Origin of the sequence: Kitasatospora sp. NPDC002551 (assembly GCF_040296005.1) — a bacterium.
Classification (GTDB): Bacteria; Actinomycetota; Actinomycetes; order Streptomycetales; family Streptomycetaceae; genus Kitasatospora.
On sequence record NZ_JBEOWI010000049.1, the window covers coordinates 1 to 23992 of the forward strand.

Annotated in this window: 7 protein-coding genes and 1 pseudogene; 6 read left to right on the forward strand and 2 right to left on the reverse strand. The window is 75.6% G+C overall.

The window, feature by feature from the left end; genetic code table 11:
• Window positions 1–131: 131 nt before the first annotated feature.
• Window positions 132–1043, reverse strand: a complete 912-nt coding sequence (locus ABT093_RS31265) for a glycoside hydrolase family 19 protein (protein ID WP_350570166.1) — start codon at window positions 1041–1043, stop codon at window positions 132–134.
• 686 nt (window positions 1044–1729) lie between these two features.
• On the opposite strand from ABT093_RS31265, the pseudogene ABT093_RS41065 reads away from it, so the two are divergent.
• The 4 genes and pseudogenes from ABT093_RS41065 to ABT093_RS31280 form a co-directional block, all read left to right on the forward strand.
• A pseudogene (locus ABT093_RS41065) lies at window positions 1730–2866 on the forward strand (amino acid adenylation domain-containing protein); the annotation flags it as partial.
• Window positions 2843–6793, forward strand: a complete 3951-nt coding sequence (locus ABT093_RS31270) for an amino acid adenylation domain-containing protein (protein ID WP_502884355.1) — start codon at window positions 2843–2845, stop codon at window positions 6791–6793. The pseudogene ABT093_RS41065 and the gene ABT093_RS31270, both read left to right, overlap by 24 nt.
• The gene (locus ABT093_RS31275; RefSeq protein WP_350570169.1) at window positions 6790–12387 is read left to right on the forward strand and encodes a non-ribosomal peptide synthetase/MFS transporter; all 5598 of its coding nucleotides are present in this window, start codon (window positions 6790–6792) and stop codon (window positions 12385–12387) included. Before ABT093_RS31270 ends, ABT093_RS31275 begins: the two co-directional genes overlap by 4 nt.
• A 68-nt stretch (window positions 12388–12455) precedes the next feature.
• A complete protein-coding gene (locus tag ABT093_RS31280; RefSeq protein WP_350570170.1) occupies window positions 12456–13406 on the forward strand; it encodes a GlxA family transcriptional regulator in 951 nt (316 codons plus the stop codon).
• A 95-nt stretch (window positions 13407–13501) separates the two neighbouring features.
• Here ABT093_RS31280 and ABT093_RS31285 read toward each other — a convergent pair whose 3' ends face one another.
• Complete coding sequence (locus ABT093_RS31285; RefSeq protein WP_350570171.1) at window positions 13502–15316, reverse strand: amidohydrolase; 1815 nt, start codon at window positions 15314–15316, stop codon at window positions 13502–13504.
• A 230-nt stretch (window positions 15317–15546) separates the two neighbouring features.
• On the opposite strand from ABT093_RS31285, the gene ABT093_RS31290 reads away from it, so the two are divergent.
• Both ABT093_RS31290 and ABT093_RS31295 read left to right on the forward strand, forming a co-directional pair.
• On the forward strand, window positions 15547–19113 hold the full coding sequence (locus ABT093_RS31290; protein WP_350570173.1) for a right-handed parallel beta-helix repeat-containing protein: 3567 nt from the start codon (window positions 15547–15549) through the stop codon (window positions 19111–19113).
• Entirely contained in the window at window positions 19110–23978 is a 4869-nt protein-coding gene (locus tag ABT093_RS31295) for a CHAT domain-containing protein (RefSeq protein WP_350570174.1), read from the forward strand. The genes ABT093_RS31290 and ABT093_RS31295 overlap by 4 nt, the downstream gene beginning before the upstream one ends.
• The last annotated feature ends 14 nt before the right edge of the window (window positions 23979–23992 follow it).

A 23992-nucleotide genomic window follows, 5' to 3' on the forward strand; every position in this document is an offset into this window, starting at 1 on the left:
GACCGGGCCTGCTCGTGGGCCTGGTCCAGCACGTCGTCCGCGAGCCCGTGCGCCACCGTCACGTGCGGGTGGTACGGGAAGGCCAGCTCCCGGGCGCTCCGCCCGGCCCGCGGCCGCATGCCGAGGGAGGATCAGCAGGAGATGCCGGAGCCCGTCGGGACGCCGAGGATCTGCGTGAACGCCTTGTACCGGTTGATCCGGCTCTCCACCTGGCGCGGGTTCTTGCCGTCGCACTCCAGCGCGCCGTTGATCGAGCGGATCGACTGCCCGAAGCCCGCGCCGCTGATCATGGCGTCGTGCCCGGTGATCGGGCCCGGGCCGTCCTGGGTGTTCCAGTACCACAGGGCCGTCATCATGGCGACGGCCGGATCGGTCTCCACCAGCCAGGGGTTGTTCAGCAGGTCGATGCCGAGGAAGTCGCCCACCCGCTTGTAGTTGTAGTTCCAGCTCAGCTGGATCGGGCCGCGCCCGTAGTACGCCGACTGGCCGGCCGGGCAGCCGTAGGGCTGGTCGGCGTCGCAGTAGTGCGGGTAGTTCGCCTCGTTGACCTCCTTGATGTAGTACAGCCCGGCGGTCTCGTGGCTGATGTTCGCGAGGAAGGCCGCGGCCTCCTGCTTGCGCATCGTGCTGTCACCGGTGTGCGCGAACGCCGGGAAGGCGTCCATGGCGTCCACCAGGCCCTGGTACGTGTAGGCGGGATTCCGGTTCGGGAACATCACGTCGAACTGGGCCTCGCTCACCACGAAGCTGTTGGGGTACGGATTGCCGCCGGTGCCGCAGGTGTACGGCGCCCAGTAGTACGTGCTCACCGTGGGGTTGTAGCCGGGATTGTCGCGCTGGGCGACGTAGACCTGGCCGTCGGTGTACCTGACGATGTCGCGGGCCTGGTAGTTGGCGCCCTGCGACCAGCCGGGTGCGATCGCGCAATCGTCCGCCGCGGTGGGGGTGGCGGCGGAGGCCGTCGCGGGCATGAAGGCCGCGGCGGCCAGGGAGCCTGTCGCGAGCAGGCCGGCCAGCAGCGCCTTCATACGGGTTCTGAGCACGAGTTTCCCTTTCGTGCACCACGGCACGCCGGACGGACCCGGTGGGGGCCGGGTCGGCCGACAGGCGCCGTGAGGAAGGATGTTGGCGCACACTGAACCGTTCCGCGTTCATCCGAGTCAAGATCCGGCAAAGTACGTTTTGCAGGCTGCAACGACCTTTGAATTCAATTGAGTTGACGATGGCTCATCGGTAGCCTCGCCGGCCCGGCCCCGATGCCGCCGGATCGGTCGGAGGACGCGGGCGGAGGAGGCGTCGGAGGAACCCGGGGCGAGCGGCGGCGGGATCCACTGCATCACCCCGCAGCAGCCCGCCGGGTGCGACGAGCCGTCCGCGCCGAGGCCCTTTACCCCCGCGGGGCCGCCGTACGCAACGGCCACTTCCTGACGATCACAGCCCTGGACCCCACCGGAGACGGCCAAGTACGGTGGGCGCGCCGCCGGAAGCCCTCCCCGGACGCCTTCGAGCCGACGTTCCCGGGTCGCCCGACCGTGCGCAGCAGCGACGACAGCAACCGACCAGCACTCGACACACGCCTGCGCCGGAGTACCCCACAGGGCTGATTCCGGTGTCATGGCGAGCTCAGGAAGGGGGACCGGCAGTGACGTCGGCGAGCACGTTCAGGACCGGCCAGGTGCACCACGCGATCGGGGAAAGGGCCGGACGGGCTCCGCACGACGTCGCCGTGGTGGCGGGGACGGTCCGGACCACCTACGCGGAACTCGACCGCCGGGCCGCCGCCGTGGCCCGCGAGCTGCGCCGCCGGGGGGCCGGGCGGGGTTCGCTGGTGGGCGTCTGCCTGGACCGCGACGAGTGGCTGATCCCCGCCCTGCTGGGGGTCTGGAAGGCCGGTGCGGCCTACGTGCCGCTGGATCCGGCCTACCCGGCGGACCGCCTGGAGTTCATCGCCACCGACGCCGGGATCTCCCACCTGGTCTCCTCGGCGGCCGTCCTCCGGCGCCGCGGCGACGTCCTCCGGGCCACCGGCGCCGACCCGCTGCTCGTCGACGCGGTGGGCCCGGACGCCGGCGAGGGCGCCGACCCCGGCACCGCCGGCGAGCCGACCGACGCCGCGTACGTGATGTACACCTCGGGCTCGACCGGCCGGCCCAAGGGCGTGGTGGTCGAGCACCGCAACGTGGCGGCCCTGCTGCGGTGGGAGTCCTCCGTGTACTCGGCCGCCGAACTGCGCGGGATGCTGGCCGCGACGTCGGTCTGCTTCGACCCGTCGGTGACCCAGCTGTTCCTCCCGCTGCTCTGCGGCGGGACGGTGATCCTGGCCGAGAACCTGCTCGCGCTGCCCGCCCTTCCCGCCCGCGACGAGGTCACGTTGGTCTACGGGACGCCGTCGGTGCTGGCCGCGCTGGTCCGTGAGCCGCTGCCACCGGGCGTGCGCACCGTCCGCGCGGGCGGCGAGCCGCTCACCCGGGCCCTGGCGGACCGGATCCACGCGAACGCCGGCGTCCGCCGGGTCGTCCAGAGCTACGGCCCGACCGAGTGCACCGTGAGCTGCGTGACGCACGAGGTGCCCGCCGAGGGGCGGGCGGAGCCGCCGATCGGGCTGCCGTACGCGCGGAGCGGGCTCTCGGTCCGCGACCGCGCCGGAAACCCGCTGGGCGACGGCGAGACCGGGGAACTCTGGGTGTCCGGTCCGCTGGTCGCCCGGGGCTATCTGGCCGGACCGGAGCTGACGGCCGAACGGTTCGTCACGGACGCCGCCGGAGTGCGGCACTACCGGACGGGCGACCTGGTGCGGCGGGTGGACGGGCTCCTCCACTTCGCCGGGCGGATCGACGACCAGGTGAAGGTCCGCGGCTTCCGGATCGAGCCGGGCGAGGTCGAGGCGGCGCTCGCGGGGCATCCGGCCGTCCGGCACGCCGTGGTGCTCGCGCCGGCCGACGAGGACGGCACCCGGCTCCTGGTGGGCTATGCGGAGTCGTCCGACCGGACGCTCACCGGCGCGCGGCTGCGGGCCTGGCTGCGGGACCGGCTGCCGGACCACCTGGTCCCCTCCCGGATCGCCGTCCTCGACCGCCTGCCCGTCGGACCGACCGGCAAGGCCGACCGCGCCGCGCTGGCCGGGGTGGAGTTCGGCCGCGCGGTCGACACCGAGTACGCCGCCCCGCGCACCGACACCGAGCGGCGGATCGCGCGGACCGTCGCCGGTGTCCTCGGCCTGGCCGAGGTCGGCGTCCACGACGACTTCGGGGCGCTCGGCGGGCATTCGCTGGCGGCCGCCCGCGTCTGCGCCGTCCTGGGCCGCGACTTCGGGACGGCCGTCCCGCTGACGGCCTTCCTCGCCGCGCCCACCGTCGCCGGACTCGCGTCGCTGCTGCGGGCCGGGGCGGAGAAGCGCCCGGGCGGCGCGCCGGAGCCCGCGCTGGTCCGTCATGCCGGGCGGGACAGCTACCCGCTGACGTCCGCGCAGCAGGGGATGCGGCTGCTGCGGCAGGTCGGTTCCGGCGAGCGCGCCACCACCATCGCCTTCCGGCTGCGCCTGCGCGGACGGCCGGGCACGGCGCGGCTGCGGGCCGCGTTGGACGCGGTGGCCGAGCGGCACGAGGTGCTGCGCAGCGTCGTGCGGGCCGCCGGCGTCGGGGTGGACGCCACCGGCCGGGCGGTCGACGAGGAACCGGTCGCGCTGGTCCGCCCGCCGGCCCCGGTGCCGTTCGAGGAGCACGATCTTCGCGGAGTGCCCGGGGCGGAGCGGGCGAGCCGGGCGGCCGAGCTGACCCGCGCGGCCGCGAGCCACGCCTTCGACCTGGCCACCGAGACACCGCTGCTCAGGGCCACGCTGCTCCGGCTCGACGAGGACGACGCGGAACTGGTCGTCGTGACCGACCATGTGGCGTTCGACGGCTGGTCGATCGGCGTCCTGATGGCGGAGCTGGTCGCCGGCCCGGGCGGCGGGCCGCAGCGCCCGGAGCATGCGGACCACGCCGACCGCCGGGCCGGCCACGGCCCGGACATCACGCCGCCGCCGGTCCAGGTCGGCGACCTCGCGCTGCACGAGCGCGCGCTGGCCGCCCGGCCCGACCGGGTGGCGCGGCTGAGGGCCTTCTGGGCCCGGGAGCTGGCGGACGCCGTCCCGCCGCAGGACGTCCTCGCCGCCGCGCCCGCGGGCCCCGGCCGGCTGGTCGGCGAACGGCTGTCCCGTCCCCTCGACGCCGGGACGGCCGCCCTGCTGCGCGAGCTCGCGGCCGACTGCGGATCCACTCCGTTCGCGGTGCTGCTGACCGCGCTCGGTCTGCTGGTCGCCGGCCTCACCGGCCGGTCCGACGTCGTGCTGGGCGCGGCCGTGGCGGACCGGGCGCACCCCGAGCTGGAGACGGTCGTCGGACCCCTGGTCGGCATCAGACCGATCAGGCTGGGACTGGCGCAGGGGGAGCCCTTCCGGAGCGCCGTCGGCCGCGCCGCCGCCACGACGGCCCGCGTGATGGACCATCCGGGCTTCACCGTGCAGGACGCCTTCGAGGCGGCCGGCATCGAACACCCCCGGGGCTCGCTGGGCACCCCGGTGGTGCTCTCGGTCCAGCCCGCCGGTCTCCCGGTCGCGGTGGAGCGGGACGGCGTCCGTCTGGAACTGCTCGGTGAGGTGACCAGCGGCGGGACGCAGGCGGCGCTGACCGTGTTCCTCAACGAGACGGTGCGGGGCCCCGATCTCCAGATCGAGTACGACGTGGACAGGTTCGGCCCGGCCGAGGCCGAGGCGTTCGCCGATCGGCTGCTCCGGATCCTGCGCGCCGCGGCGGCCGATCCGGACCTCCCGCTGTCGGCCTTCGCCCTGGTGAGCGGGGCGGAGAAGGCCGCGCTGCTCGCCGCCGGCACCGGGCTCCCGCTTCCGGCCGGCGGTCCGCGGACCGTGGTGGCGGCCGTTCTCGAACAGGCCGCCCGGCGGCCGAACGCGGTGGCCACCTCCGACGCGGCCGGCGAACTCGGCTACGCGGAACTGGCCGAACGCTCCCGGAGGGTGGCCGCGGCCCTGCTCGCGACGAGAGCGTCCGTGCCCGCGGCCGGACCGGCGGCGTTCACCGTCGGGGTCTGCCTGCCCCGCGACCGGTACCTGCCCGCGGCCCTGCTGGGCGTCCTGCGCGCCGGTGCGGCCTACGTTCCCCTGGAGCCGGACCAGCCCGTCGAACGGCTGCGCGGCCGGCTCGCCGACTCCGGGGCGAGCGTGGTCATCGCCGCCGGGGAGACCCTCGCGTTCGCCGGTGAGCTGGCCGGAGCGGTCGGCGCCGGGGTCCTCGACGTGGGCGGTCCGACCGACCCGGGACCCACGAGCCTGCCCGAGCCGGCGCCCGACGGGCTCGCCTACGTGCTGTACACCTCCGGTTCGACCGGCCTGCCCAAGGGCGTGGAGGTCACGCACGCGAACCTGGCGGCCTTCGTCGCCGCGATGCGGATCACGCCGGGCGTCCGGCCCGACGACGTGATGCTGGGTCTCACGTCACCGGCCTTCGACGTGTTCGGGTTCGAACTCTGGGTCAGCCTGGGCTGCGGGCTGCGGCTGGCGGTCCTGGACCGCGCGGCCGCGGTGGACGGGCATGCCGTCGCGCGGTTCGTCGAGCGGGCCGGGGTGACGCTGATGACCGCCACGCCGACCACGCTCCGGATGCTGGTCGCCGCCCGGTGGTCGGGACCGGGGGTGCGCGTCATCAGCGTCGGCGAGCCGCTGGACCCCGGGCTGGCGGGTGAACTCCTGGCGCGGACTGGCGAATTGTGGAACGCCTACGGGCCCACCGAGAGCACGGTCTACTCGACCATGGCGCGGGTGGAGGCTCCTGTCGGCGAGGCGGTGCCGATCGGCCGCCCGCTGGCCGGGGAGACGGCCTACGTGCTGGACGCCATGGGCCGGCTGGTGCCGCCGGGAGTGGCCGGGGAGCTGTGGATCGGCGGCGCGGGCGTCGCCCGGGGCTACCGGAACCGGCCCGACGCGACCGGGGCGGCGTTCACCGCGGATCCGTTCGCACCGGGCGCACGGCGCTACCGGACCGGTGATCTGGCCCGCTGGCGGCCATGGGGGTCCCTCCGGCCGGAGGCCGGGGGAGGAGGCACCCTCGACTTCCTGGGCCGCCGTGACCAGCAGGTGAAGCTGCGCGGCCACCGGATCGAGCTCGGCGAGATCGAGACCGCCCTGCGCGCGGAACCGGCGGTCCTGGACGCGGCCGTCGTGGTCCTCGGCGACGGCGCGGACGCCCACCTGGTCGGCTACCTCGCGGTGGGTCCCTCGGCGGTGACCGAGGACCTCCTCGACACGTCCGCGGTGGAGGAGCGCCTGCGCAGCCGCGTCCCCGACCACATGGTGCCCCGGCGGTGGGTCGTGCTCGACGCCCTGCCCCTGACGGCCTCGGGCAAGGTGGACCGGGGCGCCCTCCCGGCGCCCGGCCGAGAATCCGGCGGCGGCCGGATCGCCCCGCGCACCGAGGCCGAGCTGCTGGTGGCCGAGGTGTGGGAGGCCGTGCTCGGGGTCGCCGAGGTCGGCGCCCACGACGACTTCTTCGCGCTCGGCGGGCACTCGCTGGCGGCCACCCGGGTCACGGGCCGGCTGACGGCGGCACTGGAACTCGATCTGCCGGTGCGGCTGCTGTTCGAGCACCCGCGCCTGGCCGACTTCGCCGCCGGGCTGGAGGCTCTGCTGCTGGCCGAGCTCACCGAAGCCGGTGATCTCGCCGATCCCGCCGAAGCCGCCGAATCCGCCGACCAGGCCGGACTCGCCGCCCCGGCCGCCCACACCGCCGGCGGTGCCGCATGACCGAGGTGTCCGCCGGGCGACACGATCCCCGGCTCGCCGACGCGCTGCGCGCCCGGCTGGCCTCGGCCCGCCGCACCGCCGCCCGCGGCACCCCGGCGATACCCGCCCGGCCCGACGGGGACGCCCCGGCCCCGCTGTCGGCCGCGCAGGCACGGCTGTGGTTCCTCACCCAGCTGGATCCGGAGAGCACCGCCTACCACATCCCGGTCGCACTGCACCTGCACGGACCGCTGGACGCCGCGGCGCTGCTGGGTGCGGTGCGGGATCTCGCCGAGCGGCACCAGGTCCTCCGGAGCCTGGTCGCCGAGACCGACGGCGAGCCGCTGGCGGTGGCGGGCCCGGCGGAGGCGGTGCCGCTGGCCGAGGCCGATCTGACCGGTCCGGGCGGGCGGGAGTCGCTGGAGCGCCGCCTGCTGGAGGAACTGCGCAGGCCCTTCGACCTGGCCGTCGAACCGCCCCTGCGGGCGACGCTGCTGCGGCTCGGCCCCGATGAGCACGTCCTGGCGCTGACGGTCCATCACCTCGCCTTCGACGCCTGGTCGAGGGCCGTGGCGGTGCGGGAACTGGCGGCGCTCTACGCGGCGCGGCTCGGGCTGGCCGAGGCTCCCGCACCGCCACCGGTCCAGTACGCGGACTACGCGCACTGGACCGCCCGGCGGCCTGAGGAAGCGGGGCGCGCGGAGGCCGACCTGGCCTGGTGGGTCCGTACGCTGTCCGGCCTGGAGCCGGTCCTGGACCTGCCCACGGACCTGCCCCGCCCGGCGGTCGCGGACCGGACCGGCGCGGAACTGCCGGTGATCCTGCCGGCCGCCCTGACCGCCAAGGTGCGCGGGCGGGCCACCGAGGCCGGCTGCACGCCGTTCATGGTGCTGCTCGCGGTCTGGCAGGAGCTGCTGGCCCGGCTGTCGGGCGTCGACGACGTGCCGGTCGGCGTGCCCGAGGCGGGACGACGGCACCCCGACACCGAGCACACGATCGGCTTCTTCATCAACACCCTGACCATGCGCACCGACCTGTCGGGCGGGCCGAGCGGCCGCGAACTGCTGGCCCGGGTACGCGCCGTGGCGCTGGAGGCGTTCGCCCGCACCGACGTCCCGTTCGAGCGGATCGTGGACCGGCTGCGCCCGGCCCGCGACCTCTCGACCACGCCGGTCTTCCAGGTCCTCCTCAACGTGATCGACACCCCGGCGGTCGCGCCGCGCTTCCCGGGCCTGGCGGCGAGGGTCTTCGCACCGCCGGCGACGACGGCCAAGTTCGACCTGAACCTGGCGTTCACGGCCACCTCCTCGATCGGCACGTCGTCGAGCGGCACCTCCTCGATCGGCACCGGCGACACCTACGAGGGGTCGCTGATCTACCGCACCGACCTCTTCGAGCGGCACACCGCGCAGCGGATCACCGAGTGGTACGCGGCCCTGCTGGACGGCGTGCTGTCCGATCTCGACCGCCCCGTGCGCGAGGTGGCGCTGGAGCCGGTGGCCGGACCGCTGCTCGCCGGGCCGCGCCGGGAGTTCGACCTCACCCGGCCGCTGCACGCCCTGGTCGAGCGCTGGGCGGCCGAACGGCCCGGCGCGACGGCGGTCGTGGGCCCGGACGGTGAACTCACCTACGGACAGCTGGACCGGCGGGCGAACCGGCTCGCGCACCGGCTGCTCGCGGCCGGGGTCGGACCTCAGGACCCGGTCGCCGTCCTCGCCGACCGCCGGACACCCCTGGTGGTCGCCCTGCTCGCCACCCTCAAGGCCGGCGCGGTCTACCTGCCGCTCGACCCGGCGTACCCGGACGACCGGCTGGCCGACATCCTGTCGACGGCGGGCGCGCGAGTCGTCCTCACGGAGCGGGAGTTCGCGCAGCGCCTCCCGGCGTCCGGTCCGGACACCGCGGGCACCGGCCCGGAGCCGCTGGTCCTCGACGACCCGTCCGCTCCCGGTCCGGCACCGGAACAGCCCCGCGGAGCACCGGGCGTGGCCGCCGATCCGGCCGCACCGGCCTACCTGATCTTCACCTCGGGCTCGACCGGCCGCCCCAAGGGCGTCACCGTCGAACACCGGCAGATCGTCCACTACCTGCACGCGGTGACGGAGCGACTGGCCGACCGCGGTGTCGCGGGGGGCTCGTTCGCCCTGGTGTCGACCCATGCGGCGGACCTCGGCCTGACCAACCTGTTCGGGGCGCTGGCCACCGGCGGCACGGTCCACCTGGTGGACCGTGAGGTGGCGACCGACCCGGAGGCGTACGGGGAGTACCTGGAGGCGCACCCGGTCGACGCGGTCAAGATGGTGCCGAGCCACCTGGAACTGCTCGCCGCCCACGGGGATCTCCGCCGCGTGCTGCCCCGCAGGCTGCTCGTCCTCGCGGGAGAGGCGTGCTCCTGGGACCTGGTGGCCCGGATCCGGACCGCGCGGCCCGAGCTGGCCGTGCAGGTGCACTACGGCCCCACCGAGACCACGGTGTCCGTGCTCGGCTGCGCCGTGGAGGAGATCCCGCCGGCCCGGCGTGCGGGGACGGTGCCGATCGGCCGGCCACTGGCCGGCGTGGACTGCTACGTGGTCGACTCCGAGGGCCGGCCGCTGCCCGCAGGGGTGCCCGGCGAGCTGTGGATCGGCGGGCCGAGCGTGGCGCGCGGCTACTACGGCAGGCCCGACCTGACCGACGAGCGCTTCGTCCCCGATCCGGTGACCGGCACCGCGCGGTGCTACCGCTCCGGGGACCGGGTCCGGCTGACCGCGGACGGCCTGTTCGAGTTCCTCGGCCGGATCGACGACCAGGTCAAGATCCGCGGCTACCGGGTGGAGCCGGGCGAGGTGGCCGCCGCGCTGCGTGACCTGCCCGAGCTCGCCGAGGCGGTGGTGCTGCCGGTCGGCGAGGCCCACGCCCGGAGGCTCGCCGCCTGGGTGACTCCCGCGGCGCCCGCGTCCGCCGTCGACGTCGCCCGCGTGCGCACGGCCCTGCGCGGGCGGCTGCCCGACCACATGGTGCCCTCGGCGATCGTCGTGCTCCCCGCGCTGCCGCTCAACCCCAACGGCAAGGTGGACCGGTCGGCCCTGCCCGTACCCGAGCCGGCGGCGGGCCCCGGGCACGCCGCCCCGGGCACGCCGACCGAGCTGCGCGTCGCCCGGGCCTGGGCACAGGTCCTCGAACCGGGCGCGGCCGACGGCATCGGCATCGACGACGACTTCTTCGCCCTGGGCGGCGACTCCTTCCGGGCGGTGCGCGCGGTCCGGGCGATCGACCCGGCGCTCCGGGTGATCGACCTGTTCACCCGGCCGACCGTCCGCGAGCTGGCCGCGTTCCTCGACGCGGCCGGGGCGGCCGGGCCCGACGGCGAGCGCCGCCTGCTGCACCGGCTGGCGGGTCCCCCGCCCGGCCGGCTCCCGACCGTCACCGTGGTCTGCCTCCCCTACGGCGGCGGTTCCGCGGCCTCCTACGGCCCGCTCGCCACCGAACTGGCCACCGCGATCCCCGGCGCGGCCGTACTGGCCGTGGAACTGCCGGGACACGATCCGGCCCGGCCGGACGAGCCGCTGCTCCCGCTGACCGTGCTGATCGACCGGGTCGTCGCCGAACTGGCCGAGGTGGCCGCCGCGCTCCCCGGTCCGGGGGGCCGGCCAGGCCCGGTGGCGGTGTACGGCCACTGTGTCGGCTCCGCCGCCGCCACCGAACTGGCGCTGCGTCTGGAGGCCGGGGGCGTCCCGGTGACCGGCCTGCTGGTCGGCGGGAGCCTTCCCGGCGCGCGGCTGCCGGGGCGTCTGTCGACCTGGCTGCGCCGCAGGTTCCCGGCCACCCGCTGGACGTCGGACCGGGCCTACCGGGACTTCCTGCGCACCCTCGGCGGCATGGACGACGGCGAGGGCGACGGGGAAGCGGCCGAGGCGGCACGGCGGACCATGCTGCGCGCCCTGCGGCACGACGTGGACCAGGCGCAGGGCTGGTTCACCGGTGAACTGACCCGGCCGGACACCCGCCGGCTACGGGCCCCGGTGCTCTGCGTGATCGGCGAACGCGACCGGTCCACGGAGCTCTACGAGGAGCGGTTCGCGGAGTGGGGAGCCTTCGCCGACCGGGTGGAGCTGGCCACCCTCCCCAGAGCGGGCCACTACTTCCTCAAGCACCAGGCCGGCCAGCTCGCGGCGCTGGTCGGCGAGCGGCTCGGAGCCTGGGCCGGCGGCCGGCCGCCGGAGCCGCTTGCCGAGGTCACGGTGGTCGGCCGGGGGGCGCGGCGTGACCTCAGGGACTTCTACCTCCTCGCCGCGGGCCAGACGGTCTCCCTGATCGGCAGTGCGCTGACCTCCTTCGCCCTCGGCGTCTGGGCCTACCAGCGCAGCGGGCGGGTCTTCGACTACGCGCTGATCAGCATGCTCGCCATGCTCCCGGCGATCGTCGCGGGGCCGCTGGGCGGCGCCGTGGCGGACCGGATCGACCGCCGCCGGGTCATGCTCACCTGTGACGCCGTCTCCGCGGCCGCCACGGTGTCCCTGGTGGCCGCGCTGTGGAGCGGCGGCCTGGCGCTGCGGCAGGCCGGTCTGATCGTGGGCGTCATGTCGCTGGTGACCGCGTTCCGGCGACCGGCCTACCTGGCGGCCGTCGCCCAGCTGGTCCCCAAGCCCTACCTGGTGCAGGCCAACGGGCTGGCCAATCTCGGTGCCGGCCTGGGGACGCTGATCGCCCCGCTGGCCGGCGGCGCGCTGATCGGGCTGGTCGGCCTGCCCTGGGTGGTGGCGGCGGACGTCGCGTCGTTCCTCGTCGGCCTGGCCGCGCTGCTGTGGGTGCGCCTGCCCGACCGGCTCTTCCGCCGGCAGGAGGAGTCCTTCGCCCGGACCGTCGTCGGCGGCTGGCGGTTCCTGGCCCGGCGGCGCCCGCTGCTGGTCATGATCGTGTTCTTCATGGTGGAGAACTACCTGGGCACGCTCGCGGTGACGCTGACGGTCCCGGGCCTGCTCGCCTTCAGCGGCACCACGGCGGTGGGCGTGGTCACCGCGGTCGGTGGCGCGGGGGCGGTGGCGGGCAGCCTGATCGTGGCGCTCTGGGGCGGCACCGCGCGGCGGGCGACCGGCATGACCGGGTTCGTGAGCGGCGTCGGCCTGGGCGTCGTCCTGGTCGGCCTGCGTCCGTCGGTGACGCTGGCGGCCGTGGGCGCACTCGTCTGGTGGGCGTCCATGAGCATCCTCAACGCGCACTGGCTGGCCATCATCCAGCTCAAGGCCGGCCCGGACCTCCAGGGCCGGGTGCTCGCCACCAACCAGATGCTCGCCGTCGCGATGACCCCGCTGGCCTTCCTCAGCGCCCCACCCCTCGCCGAGTACTTCGCGGGCCTGCTGAACCCGGGAGGGGTGCTGGCGGGAACCGCGGGACGCGTGGTCGGCCTCGGGCCCGGCCGGGGCACCGGCCTGCTCCTCGTCACCTGCGGGGTGCTGCTGGTCGTCTGGGGCGTCCTGGGCCTGCGCTACCGCCCCCTGCGGTACATGGAGGACGAGCTGCCGGACGCCGTCGCCGGGGCCGAGATCCCCGAGGACCTCGACACCGTGCAGGCCGCGGCCGACCGCGCCCTGCCCGGCCGGGGGGTGAGGGCCGGAGCGGCCGCGACGCGGTCCTGACCGGCACGGGGCCGCGGACCGCGGTCCCGCCCCGTGTCCCGATCGACGCCCTGGGGTATTTTTCTGCCATGCATCGTGTGGCGGCTCTCGTCCACGCGCCGCAGTCGACCTTCGAACTCGCCTGCGCGGCTGAGGTGTTCGGGATCGAGCGGCGCGGTCTTCCGGTCCGGTACGAGTTCGGCGTGTGCGCCGAGCACCCGGGCCCGGTCGCCACCCGCGCCGGATACGCGATGCTCGTCACCGCGGGCCTGGAGGCTCTCGAACGGGCGGACACCGTGGTCGTCCCGGGGTGGCTGCCCGTCGGCGAGGCCCCTTCGCCCGCCGTCGCGGGCGCGCTGCGCCGTGCGCACCGGCGCGGAGCGCGCGTGATCAGCATCTGCTCCGGAGCCTTCGCCCTGGCCCACGCGGGCCTGCTGGACGGCCGCTCGGCGACCACGCACTGGGCGCTCGCGGGCGACTTCGCCGCGCGGTTCCCGGCCGTGCGCCTCGATCCGGACGTGCTGTACGTGGACCACGGCGACGTGGCCACCAGCGCGGGCGCCGGGGCCGGGATCGACCTGTGCCTGCACCTGGTGCGCGCCGACCAGGGGGCCGGGTACGCCGCGCACGTGGCCCGGAACATGGTCATGCCGCCGCACCGCGAGGGCGGGCAGCTCCAGTACTCCGCGCCGCCCCGCCCCGCGCAGATCGAGGGCTCGCTCGCACCGCTCCTGGAGTGGGCGGGCGGGCGGCTCGACGAACCCCTGGCCGTCGAGGACCTCGCCGCCCGCGCCGGCTGCTCCACCCGTACCCTGGCCCGCCGTTTCGCCGAACAGGTCGGCACCAGCCCGGGACGGTGGCTGCTCGCCCGGCGGATCACCGCCGCCCGGGAGCTGCTGGAGTCCTCGGACCTCCCGGTGGACGCCGTCGCCCGCCGGGTCGGCCTGTCCTCGGCCACCAATCTCCGCCGGCGCTTCCTGGACACCGTGGGCACCACACCGGGCGCCTACCGCCGGGCCTTCCGCTCCGAGCCGCGCTGACACCCCGCCGCCCGGCACCTCCTCTCGGTCATCGCGGTGGGGTGGTCGTCCGTCCCGCCGGGTGGGGGCCGGACCCGGCGGGACGGGCCGCGCGGTCAGCAGCAGCCGTGCCACTGGTAGTCGGTGGGCACTTCGAGCCCGGCGGAGCCGGGGTCGTCGGCGTTCGCACCGGTGGCGGAGTGGATGGTGGTTCCCTTCTTGATGGTCTCGGCGACCTTGATGTCCTTGATCTCCTCCGGCGGGACCGTCAGCGGGTTCGCGGAGAGGATCACCAGATCGGCGAGCTTGCCGACCTCGATGCTGCCCTTGCGGTCCTGCTCGAAGTACTGGTGGGCGGCGTGGATGGTGATGGACTTGACCGCGTCGAGGGCCGACACGCGCTGCTCGGGGCCGAGCACGACCCGGTCGGTGCGGGTGCGGCGGGTGACCTGGCTGGAGAGGATGGCGATCGAGTTGGGCAGGGCCACCGGGGCGTCGTGGTGGGAGGTGTAGATCATCTGCCGGTCGACGGCCCAGCGGGCGGGGGAGATGGTGGCGGCCCGCTCCTCGCCGAGGACGGTCTTGCGGTACCAGTCCCCCCAGTAGAAGGTGTGCATGGAGAAGAACGACGGGATGACGCCCAGGCGGGCGAAGGCGTCGATCTGGTCCTCGCGGGCGGTCTGGGCGTGGATCGCCACCGTCCGCCGGTCGACGGGGCCGGCCTCCTCATCCTCGGCGGCGGCGGCCTGGACCGCCTCGGTGAACTGGTCGATCGCGGCGTCCCCGTTGACGTGGGCGAGCACCTGCCAGCCCCTGGCGTACGCGGTGCGCACCTGGTCGAGCACGACCTTGGGGTCCTCGATGGCGGGGTAGCCGCGGTAGCCCTCGGGCGTGCCCTCCGGCCGCTCCTCGTAGGGCTTGGTGAGCCAGGCGGTCCGGCCCTGGGGGGAGCCGTCCAGGTACATCTTCACCCCGGCCGCCCGCACGCCCCGCTTGTACTCCCGGCTCGCGCCGACCGGGTCCGGCTCCGGTGAGGCGGTCGCCTCGTCGGCCCGGGCGTAGGCCACGACGTCGATCTTGAACGGCACGAGCGCGGCGGCGTCCCGCAGGGCCTTCAGGTTCTTCAGCGTGGCGCCGCCCTCCTGGACGGTCGTGAAGCCGAAGCTCGCGGCCGAGGCGACGCCCTTGCTGAAGAGGGCGGCCAGCGCGGTCAACGGCAGGCCCGCGGTGGCCTTCTCGGAGGCCGGACCGAAGGCCGTCTCCTCCAGCACGCCGTTCGGCTCGCCGAACGGCCGGGCCACGGGGCCGGGCTGGCGGCGGATGACACCGCCGTCCGGGTCCGCGATGGCCCTGGTGTAGCCCAGCTCCTTCAGGCCGCGGCTGTTCACCGCCCCGAGGTGGAAGGACTGGTGGATGGCCAGCACCGGGCGGGTGGTGGACACTTTGTCCAGGTCCTCGCGGGTGGGGTGGCGGCCCTCGGCGAGCATCGCGTCGTCGTAGCCGAAGCCGATGATCCACTGGGAGAACGCGCCGACCGGGCTCCTCGCCCACGCGCGCAGCTTCTCCTGGAGCGAGGCGATGTCGGTGACGTCGCCGTCGGGATCGGCCAGCAGATTGGCGAGGGTGGCCTGCAGCCCGATCCCGCCCAGGTGGCCGTGGGCGTCGATGAACCCGGGCAGCAGCGCGCGGCCGGCGAGGTCGCGCACCTGTGTCCGCGGCCCCTGCCAGCGCTCGACGGCCTCCCGGTGGTCACCGACGTGGACGATGACACCGTCCTTGACGGCCACCGCCTCGGGGCGCGGGTCGGACTCCTGGGAGTCGGCGGCCGCCGTCACGATCTCCCCGCCGTGGAAGATGACATCGGCCTCCTCGTACGGGGGCGCGGACTGCGCGCCGCCGTCGTCCGCCGTCCCTGCCGACCGACCGCTCATACCTGTTCCTCCTGCCACCGCCGACTACGCATGGTGCTCACCCGCCTACCCGCGGAAACCGGATCGTGAACCCGGATTCCGGACCGGATGCCCGGCCCCGGCCGTCCCGACAGCCTCATCACCCGGAACGGCCCGGCCCGCGGCTCCCGGCTCCGCCGCCCCGTGCGCCGCCCCAGCGCCGGGCCCGGAATGCCTGAACCGGCGACGCGGGCCGGGAGTTGGCTGATTTGATGGGAACAGACGGTCGGCGGTTCCTGGGGGGCGCGATGGTGCGGGCGGGTGTCGGGGAGAACGGGCAGGTTCGGCTACGGCCGTCGCGGCAGTACCGCCGCCGGCGGGCGGCGGCCGCGGTGTTCGCCGCCGCCGCGCTGGTCGGGTGCGTGCCGGCGCTGTTCGGCGAGTCGGCGACGCGACCGCTGACGGCGGTGGTCGACGGCGTGGCGGCCGTGGTGTGGGCGGTGGTCCTGGTTCGGCAGGCGGCTCTGGCCTGGGCACCCGCCACGGTGGTGGTCGATCCCGCCTACCTCGAACTCCGGGCCGGCCGGCGGAAGGTCCGGCTGCCGTGGGACGCGGTCGCCGGCCTGTGCGTGCTGCCGGCGCGGGGATCCGCCGCCTACGCGGCTCCGTACTACCGGGGTTCGCTGCTGGTGCGCACGTCGGAGGACGGCCCGTCGGCGTTGCCGAAGCACGGCTCGCCGCGCTGGTCGGCGCCGTGGCAGGGCGTCCTCGTCGACCTGGCCCCGCTGGCGGTGCCCCTGGAACGCCTCGACGAGGCGTTCGCACCACGGGCGGCGGAGCGGTGGGGCGGCACGTCCCGGCTGCCGGGCGGCCCCGGCGGGGCCCCGGTGTTCGCGTCCGGCGCGCTGCTGTCCTGGCCCGCCCGCGTGCTGGTGCGACTGCAGGGCGTCCTGCTGCTGGTGGCCGTGGTCGCCGCCTTCCTGGCCCTGCGCTCCTCCGGAGCGCCCGTCCTGGGGCAGCCGGCCCTGGCGGCCGTCGCGCTGGTCGTGCTCGGGTCGGTGGGTACCAGATGGCTGGTGCTCGGCCTGTCCCGGTCCTGCCAGCTGCGGGTGGAGACCCGGGGCGTCGTGGTGGGTGTCGGCGGCCGGGAGCGGACCGTGCCGTGGTCCGGGATCGCCGCCCTGGAGACGGCGGAGCGGAGCGTCTCCCACGCCGGTCAGACGGTTCGGGTGACCTCGGTACGCGCCCGGCTCAACGCGGGGACGGACCGCCCGGCGCCGCTGCCGCACTGGCCGCTGCGCGCCGACGGGCTGTCCGTCGACCTGCTGCCGCTGCACTCGCCCGTGCTCGGGTACCTGCACGGACTCACGGTGTTCCCCGCGCAGTTGGCGGACGCGCTGGCCCCGTACGAGGCCAACCCGCTGGCCGACCACACCGGGCGGGGCGGCGCCGTCACCGGCGAGGCCGTCACGGTCCGCGTCGGACCGGGCCGCGGGGCGGCCCACCGGACCCTGGCCTCGGCGCTGCGCTCCGCGCCGGGGGACCGGCCGCTGCGCCTGCTGATCGAACCGGGCCGCTACCGGGAGGCGGGCCCGCTGGTGCTGTCCGGCACCGTCGAACTGGCCGGGGTGCCGGGCCAGGAGCCGGTGGTCGTCGAGACGCCCGAGCAGTCCGCCCTGCAGTGCGAGGGTCACGTCACGCTCGACTCCCTCACCGTCCAGGGCCGCGGCGCGACCACCATCGCCACCACCGGCCGTCTCGAACTGCGCGGCTGCCGGATCGACGGGCCGGGCGAGTACGCGCTGCTCGCCTCCCAGGGCTCCGAACTGATCGTGCGGGACTGCGAGATCAACGCGGGCCGGACCGAACTCGTCGGCGCCACCGGCACCTTGGAGCGCACCCGGTTCAACTCGGCCCGGGACCACGCGCTGGTGCTGAAGGACCGCGCCAAGGCCGAGATCACCGACTGCACGGTGACCGACAGCCGGGGCCGCGGCATCGAGGTGACCGGTTCCACGGCGGAGATCCGCGGCTGCGAGTTCCGCGGCACCGGCGACACCGCCGTCGCCGCCGGTGACCACTCCGCCGTACAGGTCCTGGGTTCCCGGATCGACGAGGTCCACGCCTGCGGCATCACCTACGACCGCCAGGCGCACGGCACCGTCCAGGACACCACGGTCAGCGGTGCCACGACCGGCCTGTACGTCGCGCGGGGCGCCGACCCCAAGGTCCGGGACTGCCTGTTCGCCCACTGCCGGGCCGACGGGGTGCTGGTCGAGGACCAGGGGCGGGGAAGGCTGGAGAAGTGCCGGATCGAGAACGCCGGCCAGCACGGCATCCGGGTCGCGTCCGGCGGCGTCCCGGTCGTCGACGACTGCGCCGTGGCCTTCGGCGGCACCGGGGTCGCGGTGCACAAGGCGCGCGGCGACTTCACCCGGCTGCGGGTCCACGACCAGTCCGAGAGCGCGGTCGACGTCCAGGAGGGCTCGGTGGTGGAGCTGGCCGAACTGCGCCTGGAGCGCTGCCAGTACGGGGTGCGCGGGCGCGGCACCGGCGTGACGGTCCGGCTGGTCGGCGCCGTCATCGCCGACGTCACGTCCTCCGGGCTGGTGCTGCAGGACGCCGCACGCCTCACCGCCGAGCACGTCACGGTGGAGCGGGCCGGCCTGTACGGCCTGAACTGCCGGGACGACAGCCGGCTGACGGCCCTGGACTGCACGCTGTCGAAGCCGGGCGAGACCGGGCTGCTGGCCATCTCCAACACCAGCGTGGAGATCGACCGGCTGGAGGTCTCCGGCAGCCGGAGCAACGGCGTCTGGGCGCGCAACGCCAGCCGGGTGATCCTCACCGGGGTGCGGGTGCACGGCGCCGGCGGCGACGGCCTGCGCCTGGACGACGACGTGTACGGCAGCGTGACGGACTGCGAGGTCACCGGCTGCGCGGGCGAGGCGGTGGCGGTCAACACCCGGGTGCTGGTGGAGAACGTCCGCACCGGGGCCACCGCGGCGGACATCCTGGAGCCCGAGGCGGGACCGATCACCGAACTGCAGCGCATGATCGGGCTGGCGGAGGCCAAACGCCAGGTCACCGTCCAGGTCGACCTGCTCCGACTGGCCCGCTGGCGCTCCGACGCCGACCTCCCCCCGCCGCCCAGGGCCCACCACCTGGTCTTCTCCGGCCCGCCGGGCACGGGGAAGACCACGGTGGCCCGCCTGTACGGCCAGATCCTCGCCGCGCTCGGGGCCTTGAAGAAGGGCCACCTGGTGGAGGTCGCGCGCGGCGATCTCGTCGGCGAGTACCTCGGGCACACCGCGCAGAAGACCCGCCGGGCGTTCGAACGGGCGGACGGCGGCGTGCTGTTCATCGACGAGGCGTACAGCCTGGCGCGGCGGTTCGGCGCGAACAGTGACTTCGGCCAGGAGGCCATCGACGTCCTCACCAAGCTGATGGAGGACCACCGGGACGACGTCGTGGTCATCGCGGCGGGCTACACCGAGGAGATGCGGGCCTTCCTGGACTCCAATCCCGGTCTGCGCTCGCGCTTCTCCCGCATCCTGGAGTTCGATCCCTACGACCCCGCCGAGCTCACCGAGATCGTGGCCCGCGAGGCCGAGCGCCACGCCTATCGCCTCGCCCCGGGCGTCACGGACCGGCTCACCGAGCGCTTCACCCTCCGGGAGCTGCGGGGCGACCCCGCGAACGCCCGGGACGCGCGGACGCTGCTGGAGAAGATGGTCGAACGGCAGGCCACCCGCCTCGCCGGGCAGGGGACGCCGAGCCGGGAGGACCTGGTGGTGCTGCTGGCGGAGGACATCCCCGACGAGGGCGGCCGGCTGTGAACCCGGACGAGGCCTGCGACCTGCTCTCCGCCCGGCTCGGTTCGGCGACGGCCGACCCGGCGGCGGGGGCGTGGTTCGCGACGACTGAGGCACGCGCGGCGACGGCCGTGCTGCGGGCCGCCTGGGTGCCACCCACCGAGGACACCCCGATCGAGCACGTCTTCGTGCTCGGCTACAGCGACCTGTTCGCCTTCGAGGCCGGCGGCCGGGGCGACCCGGCGGTGCTGGGCGAGGGCCTGTGGTGCCTGCTCCTGGTCCGACGCCACCTGCCGGACCCGGACCTGATCCCGCCCGCGCTCGCGCCCCTGCTGGCCCTGGCCGACGGGGAGACCGAGGACGCCCGCGAGGTGGGTGTCGAGCACGCGCACGCCGCGGCGGCGGCCATGGTGACGGCGTTCCAGCGCTGGCGGCACCCCGGCGCGCCCGCCCAGGCGGCCGTGCTGCTCCGCCACGCGGCGGCCGCGTGCCCGCCGGACGGCCCGCTGCTCGGCTCGGTCCTGTCGGGCCTCGGCATCGCCCTGCTGCACGACCACTTCGACCGTGCCGACGCCGCGTCGCTCGCCGAAGCCGTGGACGCCAGCCGCGCCGCGGTCGCGGCGGCGCCGGGCACGGCCGGCGAACAGGCCCGCCGACACTCCAACCTGGGCACGGTGCTGCGGTTCTGGTCCCGCGTCACGACGGCCGACGGGGTGATCGGGGAAGCCGTGTCCGAGGTGCGCGCCGGGCTGGCCCTGTGCCCGCCGGACGACCCCAACCTGGCGGCGTTCCGCGTCGAGCTGGGGGTGTCGCTGGCCGATGCCGCGGTGCTGGCCGGCGAGCATGCCGTCCTGCCGGAGGCGGCGGCGCTGCTGCGCGAGGCCGTGCTCGCCGCGGACCGCCCCTCCTCCGCGGAGTTCACCGACCGCGCCGGGCACGCGGAGCGGCTCTCCTGCCTGGGCATGGTGCTGATCGCCCAGGGCGCGGTGGAGGAGCGGCCCGGGTTGCGGGCCGAAGGCGTCGCCCTGAGCCGGCAGGCCGTCCGGGCCGCGCCCGACGCGGCCCTGCGGCTCCAGTACCTCTGCAACCTGAGCCTCGTCCTGTCCAGGTTCCCCGACGCGGACGACGCCGCCGGATCCGCCGCCCTGGCAGTCGCCGCGGCCCGGGAGGCGGCCGAACTGGCCCCGGCCGGGACACCACGGTTCGCCGACACCCGGATGCTGCTCTCCGGCGCCCTGACCGGGCGCTACCTGGCCGGCCAGCGCCCGGAGGACCTGGCGGAGGCCGTCACCCGGGCCACCGAGGGTTTCGAGGCCACCCCCTCGGACCCGCCGTCGCTCCGCCAGGAACGGGGCACCGTCCTCGTGGAACTGCTGGGCCTGAGAGCCGGGGCCGAGAACGCCGCGGACCCGTCGGCCGAGCCGATCGCGCTGCTGCGCCGGCTCCTGCGGGAGCTGCCGCAGCCCTCGGCCGACCGCGCGCAGGCGCTGCGCCGGCTGGGCGACCGCCTCCTCGACTCCGCGGAGACGGACGGACGGAGCGACCGCGCGGCCGAGGCGCTGGACCACTACCGGGCGTGCCTCGGCCTGCCGTCCCCCGGGCGCGCGTTCGAGGCGCACGTGCGCTTCGCCGCGGGAAGAGCGCTCGTCGTCCGGGCCGGCCCGGACGACGAGGCGGCCCGGCAGCAGGGCGTCGGGTTCATGAACCACGCGCTCACGCTGCTGCCCCCGGAAGACCCCCAGCGGCTCGATCTCATGCTCCGGCTCGGCCTCCACTGGGTCGGGCGCGCGACCGACACCGGTGACCCGGCCGGCTACCGGGAGGGTGTGAAGGTGCTGAGCGCGGTCACCGCGGCCGACGGGGGCCTCGCCGCCGCCGACCGCGCGGACCACCGGTTCCAGCTCGGCGCCGCCCTGATGGGTCTCTTCGGCCTCGGCGGCGAGGAGGACGCGCTCGACCAGGCGGTGGACCGGCTCGGCCAGGCACTGGCCACGGCTCCCGCGGACCACCCCCGGCGACTGGCCATGGTCAGCAGTCTTGCGGACGCGCTCGACACGTCCGCCTGGCTGCGTTCGGACACCGCCGCACTCGACCGGGCCCAGGGCCTGCTGCGCGAGGCCCTGGCCGGATCCGGAGGGAGCCGGTCGGACCGGGCCGAGTGCCTGGTCAGCCTCGGCCACAACCTGCGCCTGCGCTTCCACCTCGTCGGGGACCCGGAACACCTGGAGCGCGCCGTCGACCGTCATCGCGAGGCCATCGCCCTGGTGGCCCCCGAACCCCACCCGCACGCCCTCATCGGGCTCTCCACCTGCCTCGGCAACCTGTACGGCTTCCGGCCGGACGGGCAGCTGCGCACCGAGGCGATCGACACCTGCCGTGCCGCGCTGGAGCACCTGCCCGAGCACCACCCGGAACGCGCCTCCGTCCAAGCCGGTCTGGGCTACCTCGAATGGACCCTGGCCGCGGATTCCGGCTCGGACGAGCAGATGGACGCCGCACTCGACACCCTCAAGACCGCGCTCGCCACCGCTCCGGCGGGATACGGGGACCGGGGCCTGGTCCTCACCAACCTCGGGGCCGCCCTCCTCGACCGGGCGGGGCGAACGGGCGATCGCAGCTGGGAGGTCCAGGCCGCGGCCGTGTTCCGCGCCGCCCTGGAGCACACCGGCCCGGCCTCGGCGCAGCGCCCGCTGGCGCTGAACAACCTCGGCATGGCGCTGTTCACCCTGTCGACGACCACCGGGGAGACCGCGCTGCGCGACCAGGCGCTCGCCCTGCTGAGCGAGGCCGCCGACCAGCGCCTGGGCATGTCGGCGGCCCGGGAACGCGCCGCGCTCAACCTGGCCATGATGCAGTTCCAGCAGGCCCGGGTGGCCTCGGACGCAGTGGCCTCGGCCGCGGCCTGCCGCCGGTTGGAGGAACTGGTCGGGGAACTCGCCTCCCCCCACCCGCTGCGGACCCTGGCGCTGGCACGCCTGGCCTACGCCGGCCTCGGCACCTCGGAACTGCTCCCCGAGAGCGACGCGCGGACGATGCTGCGCCGGGCCGCCGCAGCCGCCCGCGAGGCCCTCGCCGGCGACCAGCAGGACGCCGACCCGACCCGTGCCCTGGCCCGCCGCGTGCTCGCGACGGCGCAGCTGCGGCGCGCCGCGCTCGGGGAGCGGGTCGACCTGGCCGAAGCGGTCCGGCTGATCCGGCTCACCGCCGAGGACCCGGCCTTCCCGCCGCACACCCGCCTCCAGGCGGCACGTCTGTGGGGCGACATCGCCGCGCGCACCGGCCGGGAGGCGCAGGCCCTGGAGGGCTTCGCCTACGCGGTCGGCCTGCTGCCCCGCGTGGCCCCGCGCCACCTGGACCGGCTCGACCAGGAGGACCGGCTGAGTTCCGGCCGGGGGCTGGCCAGCTCCGCCGCGGCCCTCGCGATCCGGGCCGGCGATCCCGAACGGGCCCTCGCCCTGCTCGAACAGGGCCGGGGCGTGCTGCTCGCCCAGGGGCTGGAGAACCAGGGCGACCTGTCCCGCCTGCGGGCGCTCGACCCGGCCCGCGCCGAGGAGTTCGAGCGGATCCGGGACCGGCTGAGCCGGGACCACGCGGCCGAACTGCATCTCACGGGCACCGAGGCGCCCGACGCCTTCTTCGTCCAGGGGGCCGCCGGCGCGGCCGGAACCGCGGCCGCGCTGCGCGACATCGAGGAGCGCCACGCCCTGTCCCGTCGCTGGGACCACCTCCTGGAGGAGATCCGCGCCCTGCCCGATCTCGACGACTTCCTGCGTCCGCCGACCACCCGTCAGCTGCTCGCGGTGGCGGAGCGGGGCCCGGTGGTGGTGGTCAACGTCAGCGAGTACGGCTCGCACGCCCTCCTCCTGGCCGCGCCGGCCGGCGGCGGGCCGCGCATCGACGTCCTGCCGCTGCCGGACCTCACCCCGGCCGAAGTGGCGGCCGCCGCGCAGGCGTTCACCGAGCGGTGGATCGACGTCTCCTACGGGGACGAGGGCGTGGCGCGGGCCAAGGAGATGATGAACCTGCACAGCACCGTCCTGGAATGGCTGTGGGACAGCGTGGCCGGGCCCGTCCTGGAACGGCTCCGGCTGCGCGGGACCCCGCTCGACGGGGAGACCTGGCCGAGGCTGTGGTGGTGCCCGACGGGCCGGCTGGCGTTCCTGCCGCTGCACGCCGCCGGGAAGGGCCGGAGAATCCCCGGCACCTGGGTCATGGACCGCGTCGTGTCCTCCTACACGCCGACGGTGCGGTCCCTGCTGCGGGCCGGCCGCCGGGCCGCCGGCCCGCCCCGGCACCGCCCGGCCCCGCTGGTGGTCTCACTCGCGCGGACGCCCGGCGGCCCCCCGCTTCCCGGCGCCGAACCCGAGGCCGCCCTGGTGGCCGAGCTGTTCCCCGGCGGCCTGCGGCTGGACGGCGAGCACGCCTCGGTGGAGGCGGTGCACCGCGAGCTGTACCGCCACTCCTGGGTGCACTTCACCTGCCACGGCGTCAGCGCCCCGGACAGCCCGTCGAACAGCGGCCTGATCCTGCACGACGGCAGGCTCAGCGCCCTCGACATCTCCGCACGGCGCCCGGTCGACGCCGAACTCGCCTTCCTCTCGGCCTGCTCGACCTCCCAGGGCGGGCTCGCCCTGCCGGACGAGGCGGTGCACCTGGCGCCGTCCTTCCAGCTGGCCGGCTTCACCCACGTCATCGGCACGCTGTGGACCGTCTCCGACAAGATCGCACGTCAGCTCACCGGGGACTTCTACGCCGCGCTGCGCGAGGACACCGCGAGCGAGGGGCCGTTCGATCCGGCGGCCGCCCTGCACCACGCCATCCGGTCGCTGCGCGAACGCCTGCTGCCCGCACCGCACCTCTGGGCGGCGCACGTCCACGTCGGGCCCTGAGACCGTCCGAGCCG